This is a genomic window from Marinomonas posidonica IVIA-Po-181, assembly GCF_000214215.1.
Lineage (GTDB): Bacteria > Pseudomonadota > Gammaproteobacteria > Pseudomonadales > Marinomonadaceae > Marinomonas > Marinomonas posidonica.
This window is the reverse complement of the sequence record NC_015559.1, coordinates 1,423,533-1,448,871: the sequence shown is the minus strand read 5'-3', so window position 1 is coordinate 1,448,871 and position 25,339 is coordinate 1,423,533. Positions and strand designations below refer to the sequence as shown.

Genomic DNA, 25,339 nt, shown 5'->3' with positions numbered 1-25,339 from the left:
CTCTTGTGCTGAAAGTAACCGGCAAGATTCATCAGATGTTACTATGTGTTGGCGACGTATTTTGATCCTATTGCAGTCGAATAAACACTAGGAAATCCAAAGTCCACTATGCGTATTGGCTTTTATGTATGCCTATCTTCATTTTTCTACAATGAACTGTGTCACCCGCCATTAAAACCCCGTAAAATCCCGATTTTTAGTACCTGTGTGCTGTTAAGTGAAATGACATCAATAAAAGAGACCCTAGAATGACCGAACAAGTTAAAGTAATCGCAACGCACAATGGCAATTTCCACGCAGACGACGTATTTGCGGTAGCGGCACTCAAAAAAATTTTTCCAGCGGTAGAATTAATACGTACACGTGACTTAGAAATCATAGCAAAAGCAGACATAGTGTTAGACGTAGGCGGAATATACGATGCAGAAAAAGATCGTTTTGATCATCACCAAAAAGGTGGTGCAGGTGCACGTGAAAACGGCATCCCGTTTTCATCCTTTGGATTAATTTGGCAAAAATACGGCCTAGAAATATGTGCAGCCAATCAAGAAGTCGCCGACTCATTAGATAAAAATTTAGTATCCACCATCGACGCAATCGATTGCGGACACGTAGAAGGTGTACAAACGGGTATCAGCCTGAGCCAAACCATCTCAATGTTTAATCCTACGTGGCAAGAAGAAGGCGATTTTAATGCCTGCTTTGATGAAGCGGTTGCCTTTGCATCACGCATCTTGACTCGATTCATTGCTGCAGCAAGCGGAGGCGTAAACGCAAAAGCCATCGTTGCCAACGCCATAGAAAAAGCCGAAGACCCAAGAGTCATAGTGTTAGAACAATACACGCCATGGAAAACCACGGTACTTAGGTTATCGCAAGACGCCTTGTTTATGGTTTATCCGTCGCAAACAGGACAGTGGCGCATACAAACCGTGCCCGTCGAACTCGGTTCGTTTGAAGACCGTAAAAAACTCCCCGCGCCGTGGGCAGGATTGTCTGATAAAGAACTACAAGAGGTCACAGGTTTAGAAGATGCCATGTTCTGTCATAACGGCTTGTTTATCGCAGGCTGTGCTTCGTTTGAAAACACCATAAAAATGGCAGAAATGGCGTTGGATGATTAGAGGCTTGAAATAAAAAAAGACCGATGTGATTTTCATATCGGTCTTTTTTTGTCTTGTGAAAATTTGGAATTAGATGAAACATCACGCTACTTTCCATCGAATGTTAACGCCTCAATAACCGGCCACCTTGTGGCGAAGTCCACTTGCGTAGCAAGCCTTTTAAACAACTATGGATTGTTAGCTGCTGCGGTACTCATAGTAAATATCAAACTCATCTTCATGGGTTTTAACAAAACCATTTTGTTTGTAGAAGTCATTCGACTTACTACCTCTTAATGCCCCTAACCGCACAGGTAAGTCACGCTGAGCTGCCTCTTTCTTCACTAAATCAACAACCCCCTTACCAATTTTCATATTCTGAAAACGCGGCTCGACATAAAGGTGATCCAAGAACACATGATCACCTTTATCCCGCACCACATAGAATCCTAAGATGTCATCATCCGATACCATTTTAAAGGTCTCAGCTGGTACAAAGGATTCTAGAAACCGACTTCTCACTCGCGCTTCATCAAATCGACCTAAAGCCTCTAAGCTTGGCTTCATTGCAGCGGCTCTTATTTCAGCCAATCTATTTCCGTCAGATTGAGTTGATATAACGTATTTCATTTACCCTCTATCCTGCAACTAACCCCGTTGCGGACCAAACTGTGCTGTAATTTGGTTCCGATTAACCTTGTTATGCATTTTTGTAAACGTCTGGATTCCAGTTTTCCATAAATATTTCAGGGGTGGCTAACTCTGAAAATCCATATTGTTTATAGAGCCCGTGTGCATCTAGAGTGGCGAGCCCCATTCTTCTAAGGCCTTGCATATCAGGGTGATCCATTATTTCTCGCATCAGCCATTTACTGAGGCCTTTTCCTCTATGTTCCTCAAGCACATAAACATCAGCGAGATAGGCATAGGTAGATAAATCCGTAATCATTCGTGCAAAACCAACTTGCAAACCTTGACTGCTAAACACCCCAAAACAGAGAGAATTATTAATGGCCTTCTTTAAGGTTTCAATTGGAATACCACTCGCCCAATAAGAATGGGAAATAAAATTATGAATCGATTCAATATTCATCTCACTCCTATCAGAAGTGATTCGATAGCCATCAATCATTTTAATACTCCATATGCATAACGCCCATTTAAGGGGCTGATAATCATCAGCTAAAATGTGTAGCCTAGCGAAACTGAGTAAACGATTAGAAGTCCCACCTTGAACAGCTTGTTATGTGTAAAATTTTAACTGAACTTTACCATTTATAATTTCAAAGTTACCAAACTCGCCAATGATCTTAAGGATAAAAGGACTTTGACCCCTTTAGTTTTTAAATGCTATGTTAGTTTTTGCTACTCAGCACCTACAAAAACTTCTCAATAAGGACTTCGTCTACGTACTCCCCACGAATTTTTGCATGCTTCTCCGCAGTACCTACGACTTCAAAACCTTGTCTAAGATAGGCCGCCAAAGCTCGCTCATTATCGCTGCGAACGTACGCAAATAGCTTTTCATAGCCCTTTTGCTTCGCGACTTCGAATGTCGAGTTGAAAAGCGCTTTTGAAACACCTTTACCACGAGCATTTTCACTGACAAACGTACCAATGATGCCTACGTGATCAAAAGCTTTTGTGTATTGTGCGAATGGCTCAATATTTTGAAAACCAATGACCTTTGAGTCACTTTCGGACAAAGCAACGGTAAACACACCACGCTCTGGAAAATGCGCAATAAACTCTTTTTCTTCTTCAGCCGTAAAAGTGGTGTCCAATACAGTGTATAAGCCTTCAACAATGATTGGATTGAGGACATTTGTAATGCCTTCAGCATCATCTAAAGTCACCTGACGTACAACTAAACTCATGCAACTCAACTCCTGTCATAATTAGAGTTGTTTTGTACATGAGTTCAAGATTTGCGGCAACAGCTAACGCTTCAATTTGCAGCGAGCGTTAGCGAGTCCAACAACATTGACTTGTTCGCTGTGACCAGCTCAACATCTGGCAAATTATTAGCGACTTCTTGAACCGTTTTATATTGTTTTAGTGCTTGAATCACAACGGGCAATGGTTCTGCCCATATTTCCGGTAAATCTGCCTCGCCTTGCGTCGCTATAGGAAACGCCAACGTTTCAATTGGAGGACAGAACTCCGCTGACACTCCTTGCTTATTGCCTCTAGCATCTAAGCGATACCAACCAAACTGTTCGAGATAAACAGCATTGAGACCATGCAGACAAAATGGAGGAATATCAGTAATGGTTAGGCGTTGATAGCACAAACCTGCGGGAATATTGTTTGCCCGAAGAAGTGCTGCTAGCAAATGGCTTTTTGCATAGCAATAACCAGTGCCATGATTGAGCACATCAGACGCTTTATAGGTTACGGGATTTAGCTTGTAGTCCCAACTGTGCTTAATTTCATCTCGAACAAATTCAAAGCACTTCCGGGTAGTCTCCTCAAGTGAACTGGAGCCTTTAGATAGTATTTTTGCTTGAGCAACTATAGCTGGATCTTCCCAGTCTATATATTCAGTAGCTTCTAGATATTTATTCATATGCTCAATTCTATAAGACGGTTAACGCCGCTGTAACCTGCCCAAATTATGGAGCAGTTTTGTGCAAAAATGCGCGCAGCGTATTGCACAAAATCGCGTAGTAATTTGGGTCAGGTTTACAACCTTGTTAGAGCATGAATTTTACCGCCTAGCCAATACCCTAAGCCAGCAAACATAATTGGCGTAACAAAATACAAATTCCTCTCAAAATACCACCATTTAGAAGAGTATTTCCACACCAATAAACCATGATCTAAGAAGTTGTCCCACATATCAATATTACCGGGAGTCCTAGTTTTTTTCCCACACCTTCCCCCAAGATACGTAAGCTATTGTTTTACAATAATTTATCCTTTAATAAAATTTAGCTAAAAAATAAGCAGGTCAGTACCCTAGCTTTATTGTGTTTGTCTCTGCCCCCTTTCTTCACTCAACGATTTTCCAGCTACGAACCAGTGTGGCGGCAGCGCAGGCATGTGAACGTGCAAAAGAATCTTCCGTTCGTGCTCTGAACACCATCTGCACACCAAGCAAAAGGTCAATTAATACAATAGCCAATGACTGTATGTCGAGACCAAGCCGTGCGTTCTTAGCGGTTACAGCAGTGCTAAGAATGTTTATAAACCGTTGTTCAACCAATTTAAAGTAGCGGTCTATTCGCTCGTTGACCTCAATATCTTCACGCCCAAATTCGTCTATCGAATTCAATACCAAACAACCCATTTCATCAACGCTTGGTATCTGGTCATTACTCGCAAGTCGCTCAAACCAACATGCTAAGTCTTCTAGATCTCCAGTTTCAATATCACTTAAAAGGTGAGTTTCAGCATTTTCCAGGTAGTTATCTAAGGTATCCAAGAAAAGGCCGCGCTTGCCGCCATAAGTTTTTTGAATGGTAAAGCGAGTCAAACCCGTTTGTTCCTCGATATCACGGGTACTTGTGCCTGTGTACCCATGTTGCCAAAAAAGACTTTTGGCTGCGGTCAACGCTGTCTCGTGATCCGTGTTTCTCTTGCGCGACATAGAAATCCTCTTGACTAATCTATCCACTCGGATAGAATTAATTTCTATCCAATTGGATAGATTAGCATTTTATGGGTGAACATTCACCCATACCCTAAGTATTGGAGTTTAAAAATGAACATTATTGCATTATCTGCCTCACTCTTTGGATTCGTTTTCACTTTTGCGACGATTGTCTTGTATTTCAGGACGATTCCACGCGGAAAAGTACCGAAAAAAGTTACCGGGCTTGCCACCCGACTTGTACTTGGAGTGTCGGCATCAGCAACGGGCATTATTTTAGGCGCGACAGGTGTTAGCAGTGCTGGTTGGATTGTGAACCTTCCTGCCGGATTGTCGATATTCTTTGGCTCAATTATTTTGTATTTCCTCTCACAGCGCAAAACGCCATTGGGGGACATTAAAGTAAAAGTCGGCGACAAATTGCTGCCATTTACAGCGACAACAAGTAACGGAAACGACTTTAGTAGTGATGAGTTTCAAGGCCGTAGAGTTCTTCTTAAATTCTACCGCGGTGGATGGTGCCCATATTGTGTTGCTGAGTTGGCTGCGTTTAACAAGATGATCCCTGAGTTCGAGCAGTTCAACATTTCCATCTATGCACTGAGCAAAGATACGCCACAAGAAGCCGCGGTTCATAAAGTCCGCGACGGGCTGGATATTAGCCTTCTGTCAGACCCTCAACTTGAAGTGATCCGATCCTATGGCGTCGAACATCATAAAACACTGGGGCAAACGAAAAACCCGACGTCTACTTTGGGCGGTCTGGCTCTTGGCTTCGCGCCGTTCGAGTTCGCAGCAATGGCGATTCCTACCACCTTGCTGATAGACGAGGCAGGTGTGATCCGCTGGGTTGATCAGTCGGATGATATCCGTGTACGCAGCAGCGTGGATCGCATTATGGATTCTATCAAATCGGCATTTGAAGACGACGATACTACTAACTTACAAGAGACAGCATAATGACGACTACAGCAGCAACGGGCGCTAAAAAGCCCATAAAACTACGCATCATTTTCATCCTGAACGCGCTGAAAATTTTAATCACATTCGGTTTTTTTACTGCTTTCAAATATTTTGGTTTCACTGCGGGAGAACTGGAAGGTGATTCAGCTGCGATGACCATGTTTTACGCAGCCTTTGCATATATGGCGTTATTCGCGATGATGGTCGCTTCCATCCTAAAACGATTAATGGTTGGAATACGGTCAGTAATTGTGGTTGATTTGATCCTTTCCATTTTCATACCGGCACCCATAGGTATCGCCATTTCTATCGTTAGCTTGGGACTGACGTTTACCCAATCAGTGCGCAATTACTTCTCTTACCGGAGCTAACAGTTTGTTTCTGCGCATGCGTGTTTTTATCGTACCAGAAAAACGCGCATTGTTAGGTTAAAACCGCTGTTTATACTGTTCATATACACAGTTTAGGATGCAAGGAAACCATACAAGGACAGGGACTTTAAAAACGAAGTTTTTTATTTGGATTACCAATGCAAGGATAGGCACCCTTTAATGCGTGCGTCTAGCCTAAGAAATGCTAGGCTTATGTCTATTGAATAGTGCCTGTACTTTTTTGCTTCTGTAGTCTACACGTAGGTTGGGAATCACTACATAGTCCAGAATATGCCCGCCTAGTTGTGTGGCTCAAAGCGGAAAGGGAAGCTCGCGGCCTTAGTATGCGCGACCTAGCAGAAAGGTTAGAAGTTCCACATTCGTTTATTGGCAAAACCGAACAGGCTGAACGCCGCCTTGATGTCGTTGAGTATCTGCATTACTGCGAAGCCTTGGGTATATCGCCAACTAAAGGCTTAAAAATCATTAAAGGCTAGGTTGCTTGAGGTGGAGTGAAAAGGGTAGGTTGGTCAATTAGTAGGGGTTGTCACCCAATTGATGAATGTCTGTGCTTTTGTTTTAGAGCCAATATACAAAACTGCTTATCCAAACCATTATTTTCATATCAACACGCTCTCTAACGCCGCGCTTTGCGGAGAACGAGCGCAGCGAGTGATTTCGACGACAGTACTTTGTTAGGTGAAGATTCATCGGAATCATACATCTTCAATCAGTATAGAAACGTATTTCAAGAACATTGCCATCTAGATCATTAAAATATGTCGAACGTACTGCTTGCCCCTGAGCACCGAAGGCATCTTCTCCTCCGGGTGTGAGCTTAACTCCACGAGCTTCTAGTCGACCAATGATAGAATTATATTCTTCGTGATTTGTTGACAGGCATATATGATTTATAGGTAAACCACCAATACCTTCGCCCCCCCCCGTAAACTTTTGTACAAGTGGCAGTAATTTATCGTATTCCATTATGTCAAAAATAGTTTTCTCGTTGAGTCGTACACTAGGAAAGCGCGCCTCACCTTCTAAAAATTCTTTTTCTCGAACCGAATCAAACCCTAAAGTATTTACATAAAAGTCTAAGGAACGTTCTGCGTCTTCTACCCAAATTACAATATGATCAACATACATAAATTTCTCCGTTTAAAGAAATATTTGATTATCTAACGTGACTACAATTTCACATAACGCCAAAAGCAGCGGCGGCAAAGCCGTCCAGCCCGCAGGGCGATGCTGCCTTTTCTTGTTATGTTTTTATTTGATTGAAGTACCATTTAGCTTGTTCCCACTCCATGTCTTGAGCCATGTGATAATCAAATTGCCTAGGGTAGCGATGGTGCTCGAGTATGTATTTTAAATGTGAATCTGCTATTTCGGGGTCATAGACGCGCCACACCATTCTGCGTGTGCCATTCCAAGTCTCACGGATAAGAAATAGTGCATTCCCACCAGCTTTAATCTCCTCATCTAGTTGGTCACAGAAAGGGTCTACGATGTCACGCTCTTCCTGCGAGGGCATACCTTTATCAATAAGCTCTTCGTAATCAATAATAACGGATAAGTGCCAGCTAAATATCTTCTTTGGTTCGAAATCCTTTAATGCAGAGTTAAGAACTCCAATACAAGGTAAGTCATCTTCTTTCCACTCGAGAATACCAAACTCTTCTTCGGGGATGACAACACGTACCTCATTTTCTTTTAGTTCTTCTTTTTTCCCAAATAGTTTCTTTAGCACGAAACTCTCCCCGAAACATAACGCCCAAAGCAGCGGCGAGCGATAGCGAGTCCAGCCCATGCGCTTTTTGCATGGGCGATGCTGACTTTGCTTGTTATGTGATTATTGTGATTCACTAAATTTTAAAACCCACATTTGAGAATTGGTATTTTCAAACTCTTTAATTTGGATATTAGCTTTTGGAGAAAGCTTAGGATATTCATCGGTTAGATACTCAATGACCTCATCCATTCCCCAAGGCCCCAAAGAGGCCTTATACGTCACGTACTCGTCCTGTATCTCACGCCACGATTCATACTCCTTTTTAGAAAGAACCATATCCGTTTCTGTATAGATAATATGCAAGTTCATCTTTTCACATAACGCCCTGTTAAGGGGTGAGCAACGCAATACCGAAGCCGCCGCATACCACCTTAAACACTAACACCAACGCATAGTGAAAATGCCACGCGTTGCGAATCCCTCTTGAACAGTTTGTTATGTGCGTGCTAACTGAGGTACTTTTGCCAATGTTGCTGCCCTTTCAAAACTACTCTGTAATCTTCGTAGTCCAATGAACTGTAAAGCTTTTTAGCTGCAACATTATCATCACCGACCTCTAATGTGATTTTGAGGTAATCATTATCACGACAATACTGTTCGATACCACTCAGTTGCGCCTTGCCAACACCTTTACCACGAAAGTTGTCCGACACCATAAAATCATGGATATTCATCACTCTTTGCGCACGATAAGTTGAGAACGATTCAAAGCAAACCGCAAAACCAGAAGGCTTATTGTCGACAAAACTGATAAATCCGTGGAAATAAGGCAACGCAAATAGCTGAGCAATTACTGAGAGATCTAGCTCAACTGAGAACCCAGATAGGTATTCTCTAAACAAAGTCTCGAATATACCTTTGTCCTCAATGCTTTCTGTTTCAATAAGCCTGATTGTGATTTCCATATTCGTTTCCACCAAAGCACTTAACGCCGCCAGCAGGGGCCGAAAAACCAGAGCGAAGCGGCGGTTTTTGGGTCCCTCTGGCTGGCTTTGTTAGCCTTTGTATTTATCCAGTAGTTGCTGCACATCTCGAGCTTGAGCCTCAAGCATGCCTGCCCGGACTTCCTCTTCTGATTCTCCATTCGCAATATGTAGATCCATTGTTAAATAAAAGCACTCACACATGAGTGCATCAAATAGCTCATCACATTCTTCTAGCTTGTTAATAGCTATATCTTGCATTTCTTCACTCAATGCAGCCATACCGAACTCACGAAAGAAGCGATGAGTAAGCCAGTTTCTGGCCTCCAATGCCACAAGCATTATTTCTTCGAGCGATTTAGGGATATTAGCCTTCTTGGTAAAGTCTCTAATGATTCGCCCTAACGTTTGTTTATATTTTGCATCCATCAATGCTCTTATAGTGCTGTGAGATTCCTCTTCCGACAGATGAAGTGCAGCAAATAATGTAATTAGAATATCCTCGAGCGCCTGCGCTCGAAGCATTGCTCGGCCAAAAGCTTCATAAAACTCTGCCGATGGTTCCAGTCTTTCGTCATTCATATATGTAGGCTAACATTTTAATAGTGCGCATGCGCGTTTAGACAATTCCAAAATTTCGCCAATATCTTTATAAATAGCTGAAAATAATGCTTTTGTTAAGGTATTCAAAAAAAACAAAACTGGAAAAACGAGCGTGCGCGTTATTTCATTTTTCCACGGCCTGTTATTTTTGCTGCGGATATTCTTATCCATTGATACTAAAAGGCTTTATATTTTTCTACCAGTACAAATACGCAAAAATGTGAATGTTTTTAAACAAACCGTGCCAGAAATTTGAAAGCAAAAAATAAACTGTATATTTATACAGATTGTTAACAATTATCCACAAAGAGTGTGTGATGTCTTCCAGTCCATTTTTTGACATTAATGCGCTTCCAGCTCATCACCCCCTCTCATAACCAATTTGGCGAATAACCTTAATCACTTAGCTTTACTACAAACACAAAAATACAACTTCAACTTACAATAAAAGTTGTATTTCAAATTACCGTTTTGTAAAACTTAGACACCAAACCCGTGTCTGATTACACTGCGTTTATCAGACCAACTTCGTTATTCCCACAAACCGCTTTTAAACGTAAAAAGAGATAATAAGCCACTGGTGAAAATCCTCGACGCACTTTTTAATGTAGTAATGGATTGCGCGAAAGGACTTAAGCGATTTTTTGCATTCCTTGAAACAGAGAGTTTTGCATCGTTTGACAAAAGTTACCCGCCTAGCAGGGCGGAAAAATGCTCCCCAACCAAAGCCAATCAGAGGAAACATAAGCTCCCTCGGGCAGAGCGAAAATGCTCCCCAACCAAAGCAATTGAAAGGAGCCCGAAAATAATTCGGGCAAGAAGAAAAGAGAAGAAAAAGAAAGGGATCAGAGCCCTTTCTTATTTGAAATTGATGTAAAGAATTAACATATCTCGATAACAAATACTTGGGTATCTGATAAAAGGGCTTTGAGCCCTTTAGTTCTTTTAGATGAGGGAGACGAACTCGTTGACCAACTGCTTCAACGCATCGCCGCTGCTCGTGCCGAAAGTGAAGCGTTTGCCAAGTCCGCGAAAAAGACGGTGAAAAAACGGGGAAAAAGACAAGCAAGAGCTAACCCCCTCCCAGCCTCCCCTTTAGCAGGGGGAGGGAACAAAGACTCGCTCCGCTTTGCCGGAATTAAAAATATGAATACAAGGTGTTTGAATGGAAACCACGATGAAAACTTATTGTTTTACATCCCGCCGAAATGCCAGTGGTGATTTGCCCATTCTTTGATTAAAAAGACGCCTGAAACTTCGGTCAGAGGTCCAACCTACCATTTCAGTAATGTCGCTTATCGAGTGTTTTGTCGTTTGCAGGAGTTCCGCTGCCAACTGTATACGCCAGTGGCTTAAATAGGTGATGGGGCCAACGCCAACTAATTGTTGGAAGCGTTGTGCAAAACTGGATCGAGACATTCCCGCATGAATTGCGAGGCGAGTGACGCTCCAATGTTTTTCCGGGTGACGATGAATGGCGGCTAGAGCTTTACCAACTTTTTTGTCCAATAAACCTGGCAGCCAACCTTTGGGGTGCTTTGTTTCTGACAAGATATAAGAGCGAAGTTGGCCGATGATAATCAATTCTACTAATTGAGCCGCAATGGCCACAAAACCCGGTTGCTTATTACTGGCATCCTGACTGAGAAAAGCAATGGCAGATTGAAAGGAGGGAAACTCTGTACCTTGGTATTGTCGTAGAATGATCGCGCTTGGTAATGCTTTTAATAGGTCGAGTTGCACATTAGGTTGAAATTCAAAGGCAAAGGAGAGTAGTGTTGTCTTTGCTCCGCCGCCGCCCCAATTGATCTGATGCAACTCACTCGGCAGGTAGTGATCAAAACCAGCAAAGTTGTCTCCCTTCCATAGGGCTCGTAATGGCGCTATCTGTGCATTATCAGACGAGTAGAAATTGAACTCTCCTCCGATGGGAACCAGAACGGAGTCGCCGGCTAGCAATAATTCCGGCTCACTGTCAGGCGCAGAAAACCAAAGCTCTCCTGCCACAATATTAAAGCAATACCCGGCAGGGAATGACTTGGTTTCAAAACCCCAAGGTTCACTCAACTGCCAGTTTGAGATAATAGTAGAACGTAATTTCAGCGATAAAAGTACGTCACTCAGTAAGTCCATAATGAAGTCTGTAAGTTTATCTTTGGATTATATGACCGATAATATGGATTATCTTGTGTATATTGTCCAATTTATATCTCCTATTCTGTACTTCCAATAAAAATAAGAAGGATAAGGCCATGAAATTTCTCCGAAATACGTGGTATTGCGCTGGTTGGAGCCAGGATTTACTGGATAAACCATTAGCTATTACATTACTTAATGAACCTGTTGTGATCTATCGCGGTGAAGATGGCACAGCAATCGCTTTAGAAGATCGGTGTCCTCATCGGTTTGCCCCCCTAAGCAAAGGGAAAGTACAAGGCAATAATATTGCCTGTGGGTATCATGGTCTGGTATTCGATGCTAAAGGAAATGGTACGTATAACCCTCATGGTAACGGCGCTATCCCGAAGGGGTGTAGTGTTAAATATTACCCTGTCATTGAAGCACAAGGTGTTATATGGATTTGGATGGGGGAAGCAAGCCAAGCAGACCCTGCCAGTATCATCGATATTGGTGAGTGCGATAAGCGCGAAGGTTGGACATCGGTACACGGTTACCTCAATGTAAAATGCCACTACGAATTAGTGGCAGATAACTTGCTCGATCTTAGTCATGTCCCCTACTTACATTCTTTTCTTTCCTCGGATGAAGAGCCACCAGCAGGCTTTAAAGAGGAGCGTAAAGTAGAAGTAGAAGGCAATACCGTGTGGTCTATGCACTGGAATTACAATTGCCCGGTTTCGCCATTATTTTCGCTACTTTGGGACGAAGCTCCCGCGATTGGTACTCTGCGTGCTCATATGTGCTGGCAGCCCCCTAGTGTGCTGTATTTGGATACTGGCTTTTCAGCAGAAAATGGCACCATTGAAGACGGCGCCTGTTTTCCTGGGATTCATTTAATTACCCCAGAAAACGAGCATACCTCGCATTACTTCTACGCGGTTGCCCGCAACAAAAAACTTGACGATGCCGGTTTAAACGAAGGTATACGCATTCAAATCAATAACGCGTTTGAGTTTGAGGATGAACCTATGGTCGAAGCCTGTCATGAACGCATGCCAGAGACGGATTTGATCGCACTAAAACCTGTGTACCTTCCCGGTGATGTGGCCGGTATGCGTGCGAGACGAAAATTACAGGAATTGATTCAAGCCGAAACAAGTGCCTAAAGCATGAGCTTGCTTGTTCTGCTTTAAAGAGGCTGAGTTTTAAGGGAGTAAACTCAGCCTCTTTATTAAGCTTGGTAAATCATCACGCTCATGTCTTGAATATGTTTGATTAAGGCTGGGCTGGTGATGCTGCTTTCATCGACTAAGTCGATCAACTAGGGGCTGTTTAGGTCGTCTAGCTCGTGCTGAAGGTGAGAGGGTATCAGCTTGCAGCTGTCATAGTGCTTTTTTGTAGTTTTGTATGCGTTGTTTCCAACGTTCTGCCGGTAAGTGGTCTTCTGTCATCCTTATCGTCTCTTTGGCCTGATCGATTAAAACATTATGACACAACTTAAATGCTGCAAAACCCTTAAGGATCCCTCAGGGTCAAAGCCCTTTTTTATTTGGCCGCCCTCTTCTAGGCATCCCAACTTTGCGCTGCAGTTGTTTTTCTATTTGTTCTTTAAAGAAATCATTACCTAAGGAAGGTACGAATAAGTCTACTAAGCCTCACGAATTAAATTCATATCTTGAGTCTCTATATGCCCTTAAAATAACTTCAGATAAGCAGAAGACCTTTCTTCTTTGCTCCTTCCAAGCGCCTCAAACAAAAAGTGCGGCTTTAAAAACATGATCTCTCTGTTTCCTGAGTTATGACATCTTGGCATCATTTCCTCCTTGAAATTGATGTAAAGAATTAACGTATCACGATAACAAATGCCTAGGTATCGGATAAAAGGCTTTGACCCCTTTAGTTCTCCTTTAGTTCCTTAGTTTCGTTATGTGCATTACCCACGGTCTGCTGGATGGTTGACACCGTCATAAGTTGGGATACCTTGTATTTTTAGAGGATTTATACCTTCAAGACAAGCAACATTAAACCCATATTGAGTTGGGTTTGACCTGCGTTGATGATGGGTATAAATACCGCACTGACTACAAAAATAGTGCTTTGCAGTTTTGGTATTAAATTGATAGAGCTTTAGCACCTCGGAACCTTTGACAATGTTGATACCAGACAACGGCACAGAAGCAGCTATTGCGCCTCGTCTGCGACACATAGAGCAATCACAGCGACGCACGTCAACTAACCCTTCGGGTAATTCGAGTTCAATTTCAACTGCACCACAATGGCAAGTAGCCTTGTGTTTTAATTGTATTTTTACTCCGTCAACTTCCTTTAAATTAATAACCATTGTTGACTCCTTGTAGGCATATAAAGGTTTTTATTTTGCGGTGAGTGATAACGAGTCCGCTTGCGAAGCAAGAATTCTGGGCTTGAACAACAATTCTTTGTTAATTGGCAGTTTCAGCCAATGCTAAAAGGCTTTCACCTGTAAGCTGATAACCTCTCCATTCACTCTTTTCTACAGCTCCAAGTGACTTATAAAACTGGATTGCAGGTTCGTTCCAATGAAGTACATTCCATTCAAACCTTCCACAATCATTTTTTATTGCTTCATGTGCCAAATACCCGAGTAACCGTTTACCTGCACCACTCCCTCTTTCACTCTCAGATACATACAAATCTTCTAGGTAAAGGCCATTCTTGCCTTGCCATGTGGAATAATTAAAAAAATAAACTGCAAAACCAATGGGCTCATTACCCCTTTCGCAAATCAGAGCATGAGTTGTCGAGTCTTTTGAGAAAATTGATTCCTCAATCATAGACACCGTTGCTGTAACTTCTTGCTCAGCTTCTTCGTATCTAGCAAGTTCCTTCACAAACCGCAAAATAACTGAAGCATCTTCAATCTTTGCTTTCCTTATAACTAAAGACAAATTCCCCTCCTACTTAGACAATTAACGCCCATTTAAGGGGCTGATAATTATTTGCTAAATTGTGTAGCGTAGCGAAACCGAGCAAACAGTTAGCAGTCCCGCTTTAAATTCTTGTTATGAGTATATTACACCTGATTTTTTTGAAGGCTTTTTATAAAATCATCAAGGTCAGTTGGCATTTCATTATGCTTGACACCACCATCGGGAATATTTTCCCAGTTAGCTTTTGAACTGCAACACAGGTGAGTGGTTATTTTAATGTCAAAGTTTTCGACTAGCCCCATAGGTACCCAATAAAGGTCATATTCCCTAAGCCTATTTGGAACAGGACAACCGCACTGTTTACAAAAATGAGAAGTAAACCCAGAATCTTTTTTCCAATGGCTAATTGAATCAGTTCCTGATACCCATTTAAAATCTGATTCTTTTACGATAGTTGCAGTATTAGAAGTTGAGCCAGATTGTTTTTGACATAACTTACAATGACATTGGTATAAATCAGGTATATCACCTGAAATTTCAAAACTCACGTTTCCACAATTGCATGAACCTTTCATATATTCCTTAGATTAAATACTGGTATCTGCTATACACATAACATCTATGGACACTCCGATTTTTGCAAGCAAAATCAAGTATTAACAAGAGTAGTTTTACAGCCATCTATTCGGATTTTTTGTAAGGTATTACTTACCTCTATCCCTGATGCTTTTACTACAAATAACAGTCGCTGACTTGGTTCTAATCATTTTGGCGTTTTCAACGAAACAATGTTAAACCAAGAATTTCCAAGTCACTGTCTTATCTATCCTGTCATCACTATTTTTTCACTTAGCAAAAGATCGAAATGTACCTTTTATAAACTAGGATGTGTAAATAAACTAGGAAGGAAATTTTCTTATCGAATCGTTTGCACATCCCTTTCTTGTATCCCATGTTAGAACAGTGGTTGAAATTCTGCTATTAAAAGGTTGTCAGGGCTTTTAAACGTAAAAAGAGATAATGAGCTTCTTGAGACAATTCTCGACGCGTTCCTGAATGCGCGAAAGGATTTAAGCGACTTTTTGGTTACTTTTGTGGCGCTAGGCAAAAGTAACCCGCCTAGCAGGGCGGAAAAATGCTCCCCAACCAAAGCCAAGTTTGGTTGGACACACACCTTACTGTTTTCTTAGGAATAAACGCTCCCCAAAACCACCAGTCTTGTCGATTCATTGCCTTGTAGGAAGTTTTCAGAAAAAAGGTTGAGAAATAACCGATAAAGCGTCTGAAAAAGCGTTTTTCACGAATTTAAAACGAAGGATAGCCACCAATAGGCTTTAGAAAGGTGTTTTTCCTTGGAATTGGGTTTAGTTTAAGCAAGGAGTTTTCGACTTCGCTCAGGTGGTTTACGCTGTCTGTGGTTAGACTCACAATAATGGTTAATCGACAGCTCATTACCAACCACATTGCCCGTTCTCGCGCCAAACTCTGTGGTGATGCAGAGCCAGTTATCAGATGAAATATTAAGCCGTTGCAAAATCGGTAACAAAGAAGCGTCTATCGTACCTCGTTTGTCTTCTCGGATGATGCGCCCCGTCATATCAACCAGTTCAAGGTAATCTGTTAAGTCAAATGGCAAGCCATCTGGCATGTCTTTTCTGGGTTTTCCAACAAAAGGATAAAGCGGTGTCGGTTGTTTTTGATGCTTTGCGGTGTCGATACGTTTTTTAACGCTGGTGAAATCTGAGGTTTCAGGTGTTGCATTGATTTTTGCTCTTAATGGATTGAGGTCAACGTAGGCCATACAAGCTGCTAATGCAGCTTCATCAAGCAGAGCTTGAGACTTGAAGCGCCCTTCCCAAAACCTGCCTGTACATTGGTCTTCAAAATTGGCTTGTCGGGCGATAGGCTCATTTAATTCCTTCATAAACCAACTAATGTCCATTAATCGATTTCTGAAGGTTTCAACAGATCTTTCAACCAAGGCCAAAGCATAGTCCGGTTGCGCTTCGCCCCTGACGTATTGCTGAGTAAAAAGTGTGCCTTTATGTAGCTTATGCCATCTTTGCAGAACCTCTAATGTAGACCACTTCGCGGCTTTTTCTGCATTGATATGCAACACCACATGAAGATGATTACTCATGACCGAATAAGCACAAATATCAATGGCAAAGACACTGGCTAGAAATAGCAAACGCCCTTCGACCCAACCACGGCGGTGCTCAAAGCTTGCACCAGATACTGGATCTTCTCCACACAAAAACGCCCTACGAACACACCTTGAGACACAATGATAGTAGGGCGTATCGTCTAAACTAATTTACTGATTTCTGGCTCTTGGCATGACAGACCTCTCTTCTATGAGAAATAAACAGTACTGGTCAAATATACAGCATATTTTTAAACCGTCAAATTTCCACCTTGATCAACTACATTATTGATAACGGGTTGTTATCCGCGTGACTAATTTGAAGGAGAAAAGAGAAAAAAAGCCAATCCCGCATGAGGACTGGCTTTTAAAGGTGGGTGGCCTGTTAAGCTGGCAAACAACAGTATTTTACGCTTATTTTGTGCCCTACTCTTTACAGCGCCAAAAACTATTGCTGCAAGACATTGAACAACTGGTATTTGTCAAAGTGCAGCCAGTGACTCAGTCGCTATTAGGCAATAATGTTGATTTGATTACCGTTGGAGAATACAGCCCAAATAAAAAAATATTTGGTTAATCGCTCGTCAGCATCCTGGAGAGTCGATGGCACAGTGGATTTTAGAAGGTTTTATAAAATCACTATATTCAAGTGATACAACTGATCTATTTGAGAAATATACATTTTTTATTGTGGCTAATATGAACCCAGATGTTAGCCTAATTGGTAACCACAGAACCAATGCTCTAGGTAAAAATTTAAATCGTTGTTGGGCAGAACCGTCTCAAGATATGTGTCCAGAAGTGTACTGGCTGCAAGCAGCAATGCTTCAATATGGAGTCGATTTTTTCTTTGATATTCATGGTGGCGAAGCTATTCTACACAACTTTATGATGTCTAAAAGCGTAAAGTTGGCTGGTGAAAAGTTTAAACAATTGCAGGCAGAAATTGATACTAATTTCCAAGTAGAGTATGACTATGATTCATATAAGACAAGCGGTGGAACATCTTGTTGTGATTCTGGCTGTGGTAAGTCTAAAACAGCCACTGGCTTTGTTTTTGAGACCTTTGGCGCAACCTCACTACTATTAGAAGCATCTTATAAAAACCTACAAAGCCCTAACAGTAAGAGTGACTGGGATCATCATGGCTGTGTAAAACTAGGCGAGAGTTTATTTATAACATTGCAGCAGACTTTTTGACTTCTCTGGTTACATTAAATTAAATTATATTTATTATGAATTAATACTTGATAAAAAGAGATAATCGGTTAATAGTCAATAGGCTGTTATTTCATCACATAACATTTTTATAATTTTAGAAAGGGCCATGGAATGGACCAATCAAGCAACACGATAACCGCGCAAAAAATAAGCCTCCCTGATGGCGGTGGCAGCCTTAAATCTCTTGGTGAAACTTTTAAAGCAAGTGCTTTTACCGGCACTGGAAACTTCAACATCCCCATCCCGCTGACACATGCCCGCGGTCTAGAGCCCCAGTTATCTCTCTCTTACAATTCAGGTACTGGTAATGGCATTTTTGGCCTCGGCTGTTCGATCAACCTGTCTAAAATATCTATTCGTACAGAAAAAGGGCTGCCGCAATTTAATGGCGATGATATTTTTATGCTCGATGGCGAAGTACTGACGCCTAAAAGCGAAAGCCAGCGGCAGGAAGACGGTTACTTGATCAGCCAATACCTACCACGAGTTGAAAGCGCGTTTTCCCTGATTGAGTATTATCTAAAAGCAGATAAAAGTAGCGCATACTGGAAAGTAACCAGCGCGAACAATATTACATCTGTCTATGGGCTTAACCCTGCGGCACGAATTTTCGATAAGGAAAATCCTGCCCACATTTTTGAATGGCTTATCGAAAGCACTGTTGACTCGAAAGAAAATAAAATCCTCTACCACTACGTTCAGGAAGACAATGCAGGAGTAGGCGACCAAGGTTACGAAGTTGGCAGGGCTTTAACCAATAAATACATCCAAAACATTCAGTATGGCAACTTCTTGGATGCGAGCGGTAAAGAGCAATATGCTTTTGAGGTCATTTTTGATTATGGCCAATATGATCTGTCAAATTTAACGCAAGGCGGCCATGACCCTTACAGCCCTTCGAAAACTTGGTCTTACCGACCAGATCCTTTTTCTTCTTACAAAAGTACTTTTGAAATACGCACCAGGCGTTTATGTCAAAATATATTGTTGTTTCATCACTTTAAGGCTGAGCTTGGTGACCACTGCCTGGTCAAAACTCTCAACCTTAACTATAGCCTGTCGAATAACAGTAATATTTCACTTTTACAAAGCGTTATAGAAACAGGCTATAAAAGAGCAGGAACAGCCGCTGAGTCACCATACGACATTCAGTCCATGCCCCCGCTTGAGTTTAAGTTTTCAGAATTTAACCTGCCCGACGCCCCTGTTTACAAAGAGTTGGCGATTGACAGTGCCAGCATTCCTGGTTATTTGAACACTTCTGGTTTTCAACCAGTTGATTTAAAAGGAGAAGGTATATCTGGATTGTTATATAGCAATGCTGAAAGTTTGTTATATTGTGAACCCGAAGGAAACGGACACTATGCTCTGCCAACAACCCTCACACATTTCCCTGTTGATCAAAACTTCCAAAACGCCCAGACAACCCTCGTTGACCTTGAAGGTAATGGCCAGTTAGAGCTGGTTGTAAAAAATACTAATCGTACCGGCTTTTATCAAAGAGGCCGTCACCTGGAAAGCAAAGCGCCAAGCCCAATTTGGCAGCAATACCAAGCTTTTGAGCGATACCCTACCGATTATGCCAACCCGGATATGGAAATGGCCGGGCTCAGTAATAATGGCAAAACCGATCTCCTTTTAGTAAACCAAGAAGCGCTCCATATTTACCCGTCATCTGGTAAGCAAGGGTATGGATGTGAAAACAGAGTGACCAAAGCTCAAGGCTTTCCATCCATCAAAAAAAATTACCCCAAGGAGCACGTTGGTTTTACCAACCTTTTCGGAGACGGGCTTCCTCATCGTGTAAAAATCACTAAAAATAGCGTTGAATGTTGGCCTTCTTTAGGCTTTGGGAAATATGGCGATAAAGTCAGTTTAGAATCAGCGCCTGATTTTGGTGATGACTTTGACGCGAAAAGACTATTTTTAGCGGATATTGATGGCTCAGGCACAACAGATCTTATTTATGTACAGCCTACACAAGTTAGCCTGTATATTAACCAGGGCGGTAATGCATTTTCAGATGCGATCACCATCCCTTTACCTGAGCAGTGCCAATACAGTGCTATCGATCAGATACAATTTTCGGATGTTTTAGGTAATGGTACCAGCTGCCTGGTGTATACCAAGATACTCCCGACCCCCAAACACTATTTTTATAATTTTGTCGGCGACTCAATGGTAGATGGGAAATCTAAATCGACTATCAAGCCTTACCTGCTCAATGAAATTGATAACAATATGGGCGCTGTTTCAATAATAGAATATTGCAGCTCTACCCACTTCTACCTTGAAGATAAAAAAGTAGGTACCCCTTGGCGAACCCAGCTGCCCTTCCCGGTACAGTTGGTGGCTAAAACCACTAACATTGACCAAATCACAGGCCTTAAGACAGCGACGCGCTTTGCCTACCATGATGGTTATTATGACCACGAAGAGAAAGAGTTTTATGGCTTTGGTTTTGTTGAAACCTGGGATAGCGAAACCTATGACAAATTTCAACAACAAAGCTCCGCACAAAGACAAGATCTTGAGAAAAAATACTATACGCCACCGGTATATACCAAGACTTGGTATGCTAATGGTGCCGCACAACAAATTTATGCATATAAACACTCAGACAACAAATTAGGCGCTTTTTTTAATGGCGATAAAGACGCCTACGACTTTCCTGCGGCACGAATGAATGTTGTAACCGACGACTACAAAACCCTCAATCAGGCCTATGCTGCCTTAAAAGGTACGGTGATCAGGGCAGAAGTGTATGCCGATGATCCGCTAGACAATCCAGAACTTTATCAAATGCCTTATACCGTAGAGGAGCATTGCCAGGAGGTAAGTTTATATCAGGAGCGAAATGATCAAGAATATGCGGTATTTATGGTCACCCCACGGGAAAGTATTTCATACCATTATGAGAGAAACCCAAAAGATCCAAGAGTACAGCAGCACTTTATCCTGGCAACAGACACGTTCGGTAACCCTTTAGTCAGTTGTGACATTAGCCTGGCGCGCAGAAATAGTGCTGATCCTGACGTTACCTTCTATCCGGAACAAACATCACTCAAGGCGATCGTCAGCTTACAAAAATATGTCACCCCGGTGCAAGGTAACCTCTATTACCATCTTTCCTGTGAGCAGCAACAACTGGAATTGTTCAACCTTGAATTAAGTGATCACTATTGCAGCTATGATGAACTTAAAAACAAGATCACAGGGTTAAATTTACAGCAACAAAACAACATCACACCATATGATGCGCCTGTAAGTGGCGACAGATTACAAGCCAGGCAATTAACTTGGGAGCGAACTTACTTTTGGAATGAAGATTTAACGCTCTCGTTACCGCTTGGTGAAACCTGCGCCATCAATCTTATACATCATCACGAAAAAGCCGTATTCAGCCAAGAATTTATTGATGACGTCTTTGCTAATAGGCTTACTGAAGACACCCTGACATCACAAGCCGGTTATGTGTTTGAGCAAAAGTCGAACTACTGGTGGAATAAAGGTTTAGTGCAATTTTATGATCAACACAAATTTTACCAGCCCAGCAAAACAGAGAATGTTTTTGTCGAAGCAAGTTCCAACCTGTATGCATTGGAAACCCTTAGTTATGATGATTATGCTTTGTTTGTCACTGAAACTCAGCAATTTATCGACACGACAAATAGTTTAACCACAAAGGCCGTATACGATTATCGCTGCGCCCAGCTATGCCAGTTAACTGACCCGAATAACAATATTTCCCAGGCACTGTTCGATCCTTTAGGGCAGGTCATTGTCACCTCCTTAATCGGCACCGAAAAAGGCGTCAATAGTGGTGGTATGACACTTTATAGCCATGACGCTACAAAAGCAGAATATCAGCAACAAGCGGCACCAGCGTTTGAGCAGGTCATACATAGTCCCAAAGATTATTTACAGGGAGCTTGCAGTTATTTCTATTACAACCTGCATGCCTGGGTGCAAAGCAAGCAACCGGCGTCTTCTATTCACCTGGTTCGCAATAGCTTTTATTGTTCATCACAAAAACATAACGCGCCCTATTGCCAAATAGAAGTCAGCTACAGTGATGGCTTTGGCCATATATTGGCAACAAAACGTAAAGCCGATCCTGGGCTCGCTTTTATCAGAGAAGCGAATGGCGAATTAAAAACCGAAAATAATCAGGTCCAACAATTTCCAACAAGTCGCTGGCAAGTTTCAGGCCGTACCGTATACAACAATAAAGGCAAAGCCGTAGAACAATATCTGCCGTATTTTATCAATACACCTGAATATGAAGATCAACAAGATATACCTTGCCCACCACCGACCCAGCTCTACTACGACCCATTAGGCCGGGTGATTAAAACCGTATCGCCGAAAGGTTTTTTCTCCAAGGTTGAATTCAGCCCCTGGTTAGAACAACATTTTGATGAAAATGATACCCTTGTAGATTCCGACTATTACAAAAATTTCAAAGCCAACTACCCAGATAAGCCAACCGAGCAACAGCAAGATGAGAATGATGCTTTAGATAAGGCCGCCGCTTTTTACAATACACCGGAAATCAAAGCACTGGATAATCTAGGGTTTGTCATTCGGGATATTCGCTATAAAGCGCAGCAGGAACAATTAGTTGCCTATGAAGCGAATGATATACAAGGGCGTACCGTCACATCTATAGATCCACGTTTGTACCAGTCCAATAACGTTAACCAAACAGACTATTACAACTTTAAATACCGCTATCCCATGGGGCAAAAAGACCCTATCTATATTGACAGCACGGATGCCGGTATAGAAAGGCACCTGAGCAATATCTATGGCAAACAGCTGATTTCTCTGTCAGCTCGCAATTATTGCCAGCTAATTAATTATGATTGCCTGCAACGACAAACAGAGCTTAAAGTTAAAAAGTTATCCGGGGTTAAGGTCATTGATGCTTTCACCGAGTTTAATCTGGTCGAGCAATTTTTCTATGAAGATTACCTGCTAGCACAAGGTAAAACCCAAACAGAATTGCAAGACTGCAATTTATGGGGTGCCTTGCACCAATTAAATGATTTATCCGGCACGGTTATTCACCATCAATACAGTTTACATGGCGAAGTATTACAAACGTCACGCCAAATAGTTGAAGACTATAAAAAGGCCGTTGACTGGAGGCAGGAGGTCGCACTGGAAAACGACGTCTACAAAAGTCAATTTACCTACAACGCCGTTAAACAGTTAATCACTGAAACCACACCTGATGATTCAGTTACCACCAAAAGTTATAACCAATTAGGGCTACTCAAGTCCGTTGCTCTAACTTTAAGTGACGGCACCTATCAACAAATCATCAAAAAAATTGATTATGATGCCAACGGTCAAAGAACCGAACTTCACTATGGCAACGGCATTAAAACCTGTTTTCAATACGAAGCCACCACCTTGCACCTGCTCGCTATTAAAAATAGCCAGCAAGATTTGCAATACACTTATGACCCTGTTGGCAATATCACCCGTTTACGGGATCAAACTTATCAGACTGTTTTTCATAGCAACCAGAAGGTTTCACCTTTATCTGACTATAGTTATGATGCCCTATACCGATTAACCGCCACTAATGGTCGCCAGCACCCAGGAGTTAATGCCAGCAGCTTAAAGCAGGCAGACTTTATTGCATTACCGAGCATCAATGATGGCAATGCCCTGGAAAGTTATAGCGAAATTTATAGCTATGATGATTCAGGTAACCTGGTTAAAAAGCAGCATCAAGCATCAAACTCGTGGACAACGGAAACACCAGTCGAGGCTAATAGCAATCATTTGCAAGGCCTAAAATATGACGCCTCAGGCAACCTTCGTCAGGCAAGCACAGGCAGCAACCTCGATTTAAGTTTTAACTGCTGTGAAAACTTAGTCAAAGCCACTATAGTGCAACGCCAAAACGGGCCGGATGATAGCGAATATTACCTTTACGACAGCCATGAACAGCGCACCCGCAAAGTGTCTGAACTTATGGTTAAAAATGGCACCCTAAGCCATATAGAAGACAAAATATACCTGGGTAACTATGAGCTCAAACGAAATAAAACCCTAGCTGCCGATCAGCAACTTAATATTAGCCTGCAACGGCAAACCCTAAGAGTGATGGATGGTGATACTTGTATCGCCATTATCCACAGCTGGGATATCGACAAAAACCAAAAAGAAACTCAAAACCTTAATATTCGCAAAATACGTTACCAGCTGGATAATCATTTGGGTTCGGTGGCGCTGGAGTTAGATCAACAGGCGCAACTCATTAGTTATGAAGAATATTTCCCCTATGGCGGCACCGCGTTAAGGGCCGGTAAAAATCTTATCGAGGTGGCCCTCAAAGAATACCGTTATTCAGGCAAAGAGCGGGATAACAGCACCGGCTTCTATTATTACGGTCGCCGTTACTATGCCCCCGGCTTAGGGCGCTGGTTAAACTCCGACCCGGCTCACCGAGTCGATGGCATGAATTTGTATGCCTTTGTTGGGGGAAATCCGGTAACTTTTTATGATCCAGATGGGAGAGAAAAAAAGGCAGTGCAAGATAATAATATAGTTGGGAGAAAAAGAAAGGCAGTGCAAAATAATGATATTAATAAAATTGAAGATAAACATACAGCTGCAAAGGCTATACAAACTAATTTAGCTGGTGCCGGTAATAGAGGCCGAGCTACGTTTTACAAATCAGGATTAAATGATAATCAAAGTAAAGAATCATATTTCAAAACCGAGGGAGCTTCGGTGTTCTCTGAATTGAAGTTAAACGGAAAGACTGCTTGTATGGGAGTAAATGGTCCTGCTAAGAAAAATTTGGAGTTTTTGGATATCGGTACTCATAATCAATTTGGACTAAAAGATAACTTCCATTCAGAAGATTGGAACCTTACATCGTTCAGGCAAAATGTAAAAGAATCAGGATTTACACTAGAAAAATACATTACTAATTTTAAAAATAGTAATGGCAATAAAAATAATAAACATGTTTTTAGCCTCAAGATTAATTATTCTCCCTGTTTAGGTTGTGCAATAACAATAGGAAAATTTAATGATTATCTTAAGGAAAACCTTGGAGAGAATAACTACATATTCAGGGCGAAGTTTTTAAGAGTATACTCTTTATCTGAAACTACAAAAAATCCAGATTCCCAATCAGCAAAAATTTTTAAATCAATGTATCAGTCATTTGAGGATAATAATATTCCTCTTAGGATCCAACCATTAAATTCCGCAAAAAAAATGAATGTAGCATTTTCTGAAGATGATGAATCAAGAAATATGGCAGTGAAGAATATGTTTCCTGACATTTTTTCAAGTTTAACTAAAACATGGAAGGATAAAGGTTGCGCTAGAAAACATTAGGTGCCTGGATATTTGGGGGGCAGGATATACCGAGCCTTTTGGTACATTAATCAAGAGGCTTGATTAGTCGAACTTAAATACAAACATCAGATCTCTTATCTTGCTTTGTTTGTACTAACCAGCTCTAAGGGCAAAGCTTTATTACTTGTATATAAGTAATGGTACGAAAAATAGTTGGATCGAAATCGAAAAACGATTATTTATGATAAGGAATAGGC

General features: G+C 41.6%; 23 protein-coding genes. 8 read left to right on the top strand and 15 right to left on the bottom strand.

Annotated elements, in window-relative coordinates; all coding sequences use genetic code 11:
* The first annotated feature begins 248 nt into the window (after window positions 1–248).
* Complete coding sequence (locus MAR181_RS06765) at window positions 249–1,124, top strand: MYG1 family protein (RefSeq protein WP_013795858.1); 876 nt, start codon at window positions 249–251, stop codon at window positions 1,122–1,124.
* 177 nt (window positions 1,125–1,301) lie between these two features.
* Here the strand turns inward: MAR181_RS06765 and MAR181_RS06760 are convergent, their stop codons facing one another.
* From MAR181_RS06760 to MAR181_RS18070, 5 genes are all read right to left on the bottom strand, one after another.
* Window positions 1,302–1,733: a GNAT family N-acetyltransferase gene (locus MAR181_RS06760; protein ID WP_013795857.1), complete on the bottom strand. Its 432-nt coding sequence runs from the start codon at window positions 1,731–1,733 to the stop codon at window positions 1,302–1,304.
* Between the two features lie 70 nt (window positions 1,734–1,803).
* On the bottom strand, window positions 1,804–2,235 hold the full coding sequence (locus MAR181_RS06755; protein ID WP_013795856.1) for a GNAT family N-acetyltransferase: 432 nt from the start codon (window positions 2,233–2,235) through the stop codon (window positions 1,804–1,806).
* A 244-nt stretch (window positions 2,236–2,479) separates the two neighbouring features.
* Window positions 2,480–2,980 carry a GNAT family N-acetyltransferase gene (locus MAR181_RS06750; protein ID WP_013795855.1) on the bottom strand — a complete coding sequence of 167 codons (501 nt, stop codon included), beginning with the start codon at window positions 2,978–2,980 and terminating at the stop codon, window positions 2,480–2,482.
* A 71-nt stretch (window positions 2,981–3,051) separates the two neighbouring features.
* Window positions 3,052–3,672 carry a transglutaminase-like domain-containing protein gene (locus MAR181_RS06745; RefSeq protein ID WP_013795854.1) on the bottom strand — a complete coding sequence of 207 codons (621 nt, stop codon included), beginning with the start codon at window positions 3,670–3,672 and terminating at the stop codon, window positions 3,052–3,054.
* A 426-nt stretch (window positions 3,673–4,098) separates the two neighbouring features.
* Entirely contained in the window at window positions 4,099–4,695 is a 597-nt protein-coding gene (locus tag MAR181_RS18070; protein ID WP_013795853.1) for a TetR/AcrR family transcriptional regulator, read from the bottom strand.
* A gap of 114 nt (window positions 4,696–4,809) precedes the next feature.
* Here MAR181_RS18070 and MAR181_RS06735 point away from each other — a divergent pair, with 114 nt between their 5' ends.
* The 3 genes from MAR181_RS06735 to MAR181_RS18535 all read left to right on the top strand — a co-directional run bounded on the left by MAR181_RS06735 (window position 4,810) and on the right by MAR181_RS18535 (window position 6,529).
* Entirely contained in the window at window positions 4,810–5,658 is an 849-nt protein-coding gene (locus MAR181_RS06735) for a peroxiredoxin family protein (protein ID WP_013795852.1), read from the top strand.
* A complete protein-coding gene (locus tag MAR181_RS06730) occupies window positions 5,658–6,032 on the top strand; it encodes a hypothetical protein (protein WP_013795851.1) in 375 nt (124 codons plus the stop codon). The genes MAR181_RS06735 and MAR181_RS06730 overlap by 1 nt, the downstream gene beginning before the upstream one ends.
* A gap of 227 nt (window positions 6,033–6,259) precedes the next feature.
* Window positions 6,260–6,529 (top strand): helix-turn-helix domain-containing protein, encoded by a 270-nt coding sequence (locus MAR181_RS18535; protein ID WP_013795850.1) that lies wholly within the window; start codon window positions 6,260–6,262, stop codon window positions 6,527–6,529.
* 229 nt (window positions 6,530–6,758) lie between these two features.
* On the opposite strand, the gene MAR181_RS06720 is transcribed toward MAR181_RS18535, so the two are convergent.
* The 6 genes from MAR181_RS06720 to MAR181_RS06690 form a co-directional block, all read right to left on the bottom strand.
* A complete protein-coding gene (locus tag MAR181_RS06720) occupies window positions 6,759–7,181 on the bottom strand; it encodes a VOC family protein (protein ID WP_013795849.1) in 423 nt (140 codons plus the stop codon).
* Window positions 7,182–7,296: 115 nt separating this feature from the next.
* On the bottom strand, window positions 7,297–7,785 hold the full coding sequence (locus tag MAR181_RS06715; RefSeq protein WP_013795848.1) for a DUF695 domain-containing protein: 489 nt from the start codon (window positions 7,783–7,785) through the stop codon (window positions 7,297–7,299).
* A gap of 102 nt (window positions 7,786–7,887) precedes the next feature.
* On the bottom strand, window positions 7,888–8,136 hold the full coding sequence (locus MAR181_RS06710) for a hypothetical protein (protein ID WP_013795847.1): 249 nt from the start codon (window positions 8,134–8,136) through the stop codon (window positions 7,888–7,890).
* 137 nt (window positions 8,137–8,273) lie between these two features.
* The gene (locus MAR181_RS06705) at window positions 8,274–8,732 is read right to left on the bottom strand and encodes a GNAT family N-acetyltransferase (RefSeq protein ID WP_013795845.1); all 459 of its coding nucleotides are present in this window, start codon (window positions 8,730–8,732) and stop codon (window positions 8,274–8,276) included.
* Between the two features lie 90 nt (window positions 8,733–8,822).
* On the bottom strand, window positions 8,823–9,332 hold the full coding sequence (locus tag MAR181_RS06700) for a hypothetical protein (RefSeq protein ID WP_013795844.1): 510 nt from the start codon (window positions 9,330–9,332) through the stop codon (window positions 8,823–8,825).
* A gap of 1,206 nt (window positions 9,333–10,538) precedes the next feature.
* On the bottom strand, window positions 10,539–11,486 hold the full coding sequence (locus tag MAR181_RS06690) for an AraC family transcriptional regulator (RefSeq protein WP_013795842.1): 948 nt from the start codon (window positions 11,484–11,486) through the stop codon (window positions 10,539–10,541).
* A 119-nt stretch (window positions 11,487–11,605) separates the two neighbouring features.
* On the opposite strand from MAR181_RS06690, the gene MAR181_RS06685 reads away from it, so the two are divergent.
* Window positions 11,606–12,640 (top strand): aromatic ring-hydroxylating oxygenase subunit alpha, encoded by a 1,035-nt coding sequence (locus tag MAR181_RS06685; protein WP_013795841.1) that lies wholly within the window; start codon window positions 11,606–11,608, stop codon window positions 12,638–12,640.
* Between the two features lie 767 nt (window positions 12,641–13,407).
* Here MAR181_RS06685 and MAR181_RS06680 read toward each other — a convergent pair.
* From MAR181_RS06680 to MAR181_RS06665, 4 genes are all read right to left on the bottom strand, one after another.
* A complete protein-coding gene (locus MAR181_RS06680) occupies window positions 13,408–13,815 on the bottom strand; it encodes a GFA family protein (protein WP_013795840.1) in 408 nt (135 codons plus the stop codon).
* A gap of 100 nt (window positions 13,816–13,915) precedes the next feature.
* The gene (locus tag MAR181_RS06675) at window positions 13,916–14,401 is read right to left on the bottom strand and encodes a GNAT family N-acetyltransferase (RefSeq protein WP_013795839.1); all 486 of its coding nucleotides are present in this window, start codon (window positions 14,399–14,401) and stop codon (window positions 13,916–13,918) included.
* A 125-nt stretch (window positions 14,402–14,526) separates the two neighbouring features.
* Entirely contained in the window at window positions 14,527–14,958 is a 432-nt protein-coding gene (locus MAR181_RS06670) for a GFA family protein (protein ID WP_013795838.1), read from the bottom strand.
* A gap of 794 nt (window positions 14,959–15,752) precedes the next feature.
* On the bottom strand, window positions 15,753–16,700 hold the full coding sequence (locus tag MAR181_RS06665) for a transposase (protein WP_245546237.1): 948 nt from the start codon (window positions 16,698–16,700) through the stop codon (window positions 15,753–15,755).
* Between the two features lie 139 nt (window positions 16,701–16,839).
* On the opposite strand from MAR181_RS06665, the gene MAR181_RS18065 reads away from it, so the two are divergent.
* The 3 genes from MAR181_RS18065 (at window position 16,840) to MAR181_RS06655 (ending at window position 25,121) form a co-directional block, all read left to right on the top strand.
* Window positions 16,840–17,106, top strand: coding sequence for a hypothetical protein (locus MAR181_RS18065; RefSeq protein WP_049782710.1), 267 nt, complete (start codon window positions 16,840–16,842; stop codon window positions 17,104–17,106).
* A 26-nt stretch (window positions 17,107–17,132) separates the two neighbouring features.
* Complete coding sequence (locus MAR181_RS18060; protein WP_049782709.1) at window positions 17,133–17,729, top strand: M14 family metallopeptidase; 597 nt, start codon at window positions 17,133–17,135, stop codon at window positions 17,727–17,729.
* A 132-nt stretch (window positions 17,730–17,861) separates the two neighbouring features.
* Complete coding sequence (locus MAR181_RS06655; RefSeq protein ID WP_013795837.1) at window positions 17,862–25,121, top strand: SpvB/TcaC N-terminal domain-containing protein; 7,260 nt, start codon at window positions 17,862–17,864, stop codon at window positions 25,119–25,121.
* Window positions 25,122–25,339: the final 218 nt, after the last annotated feature.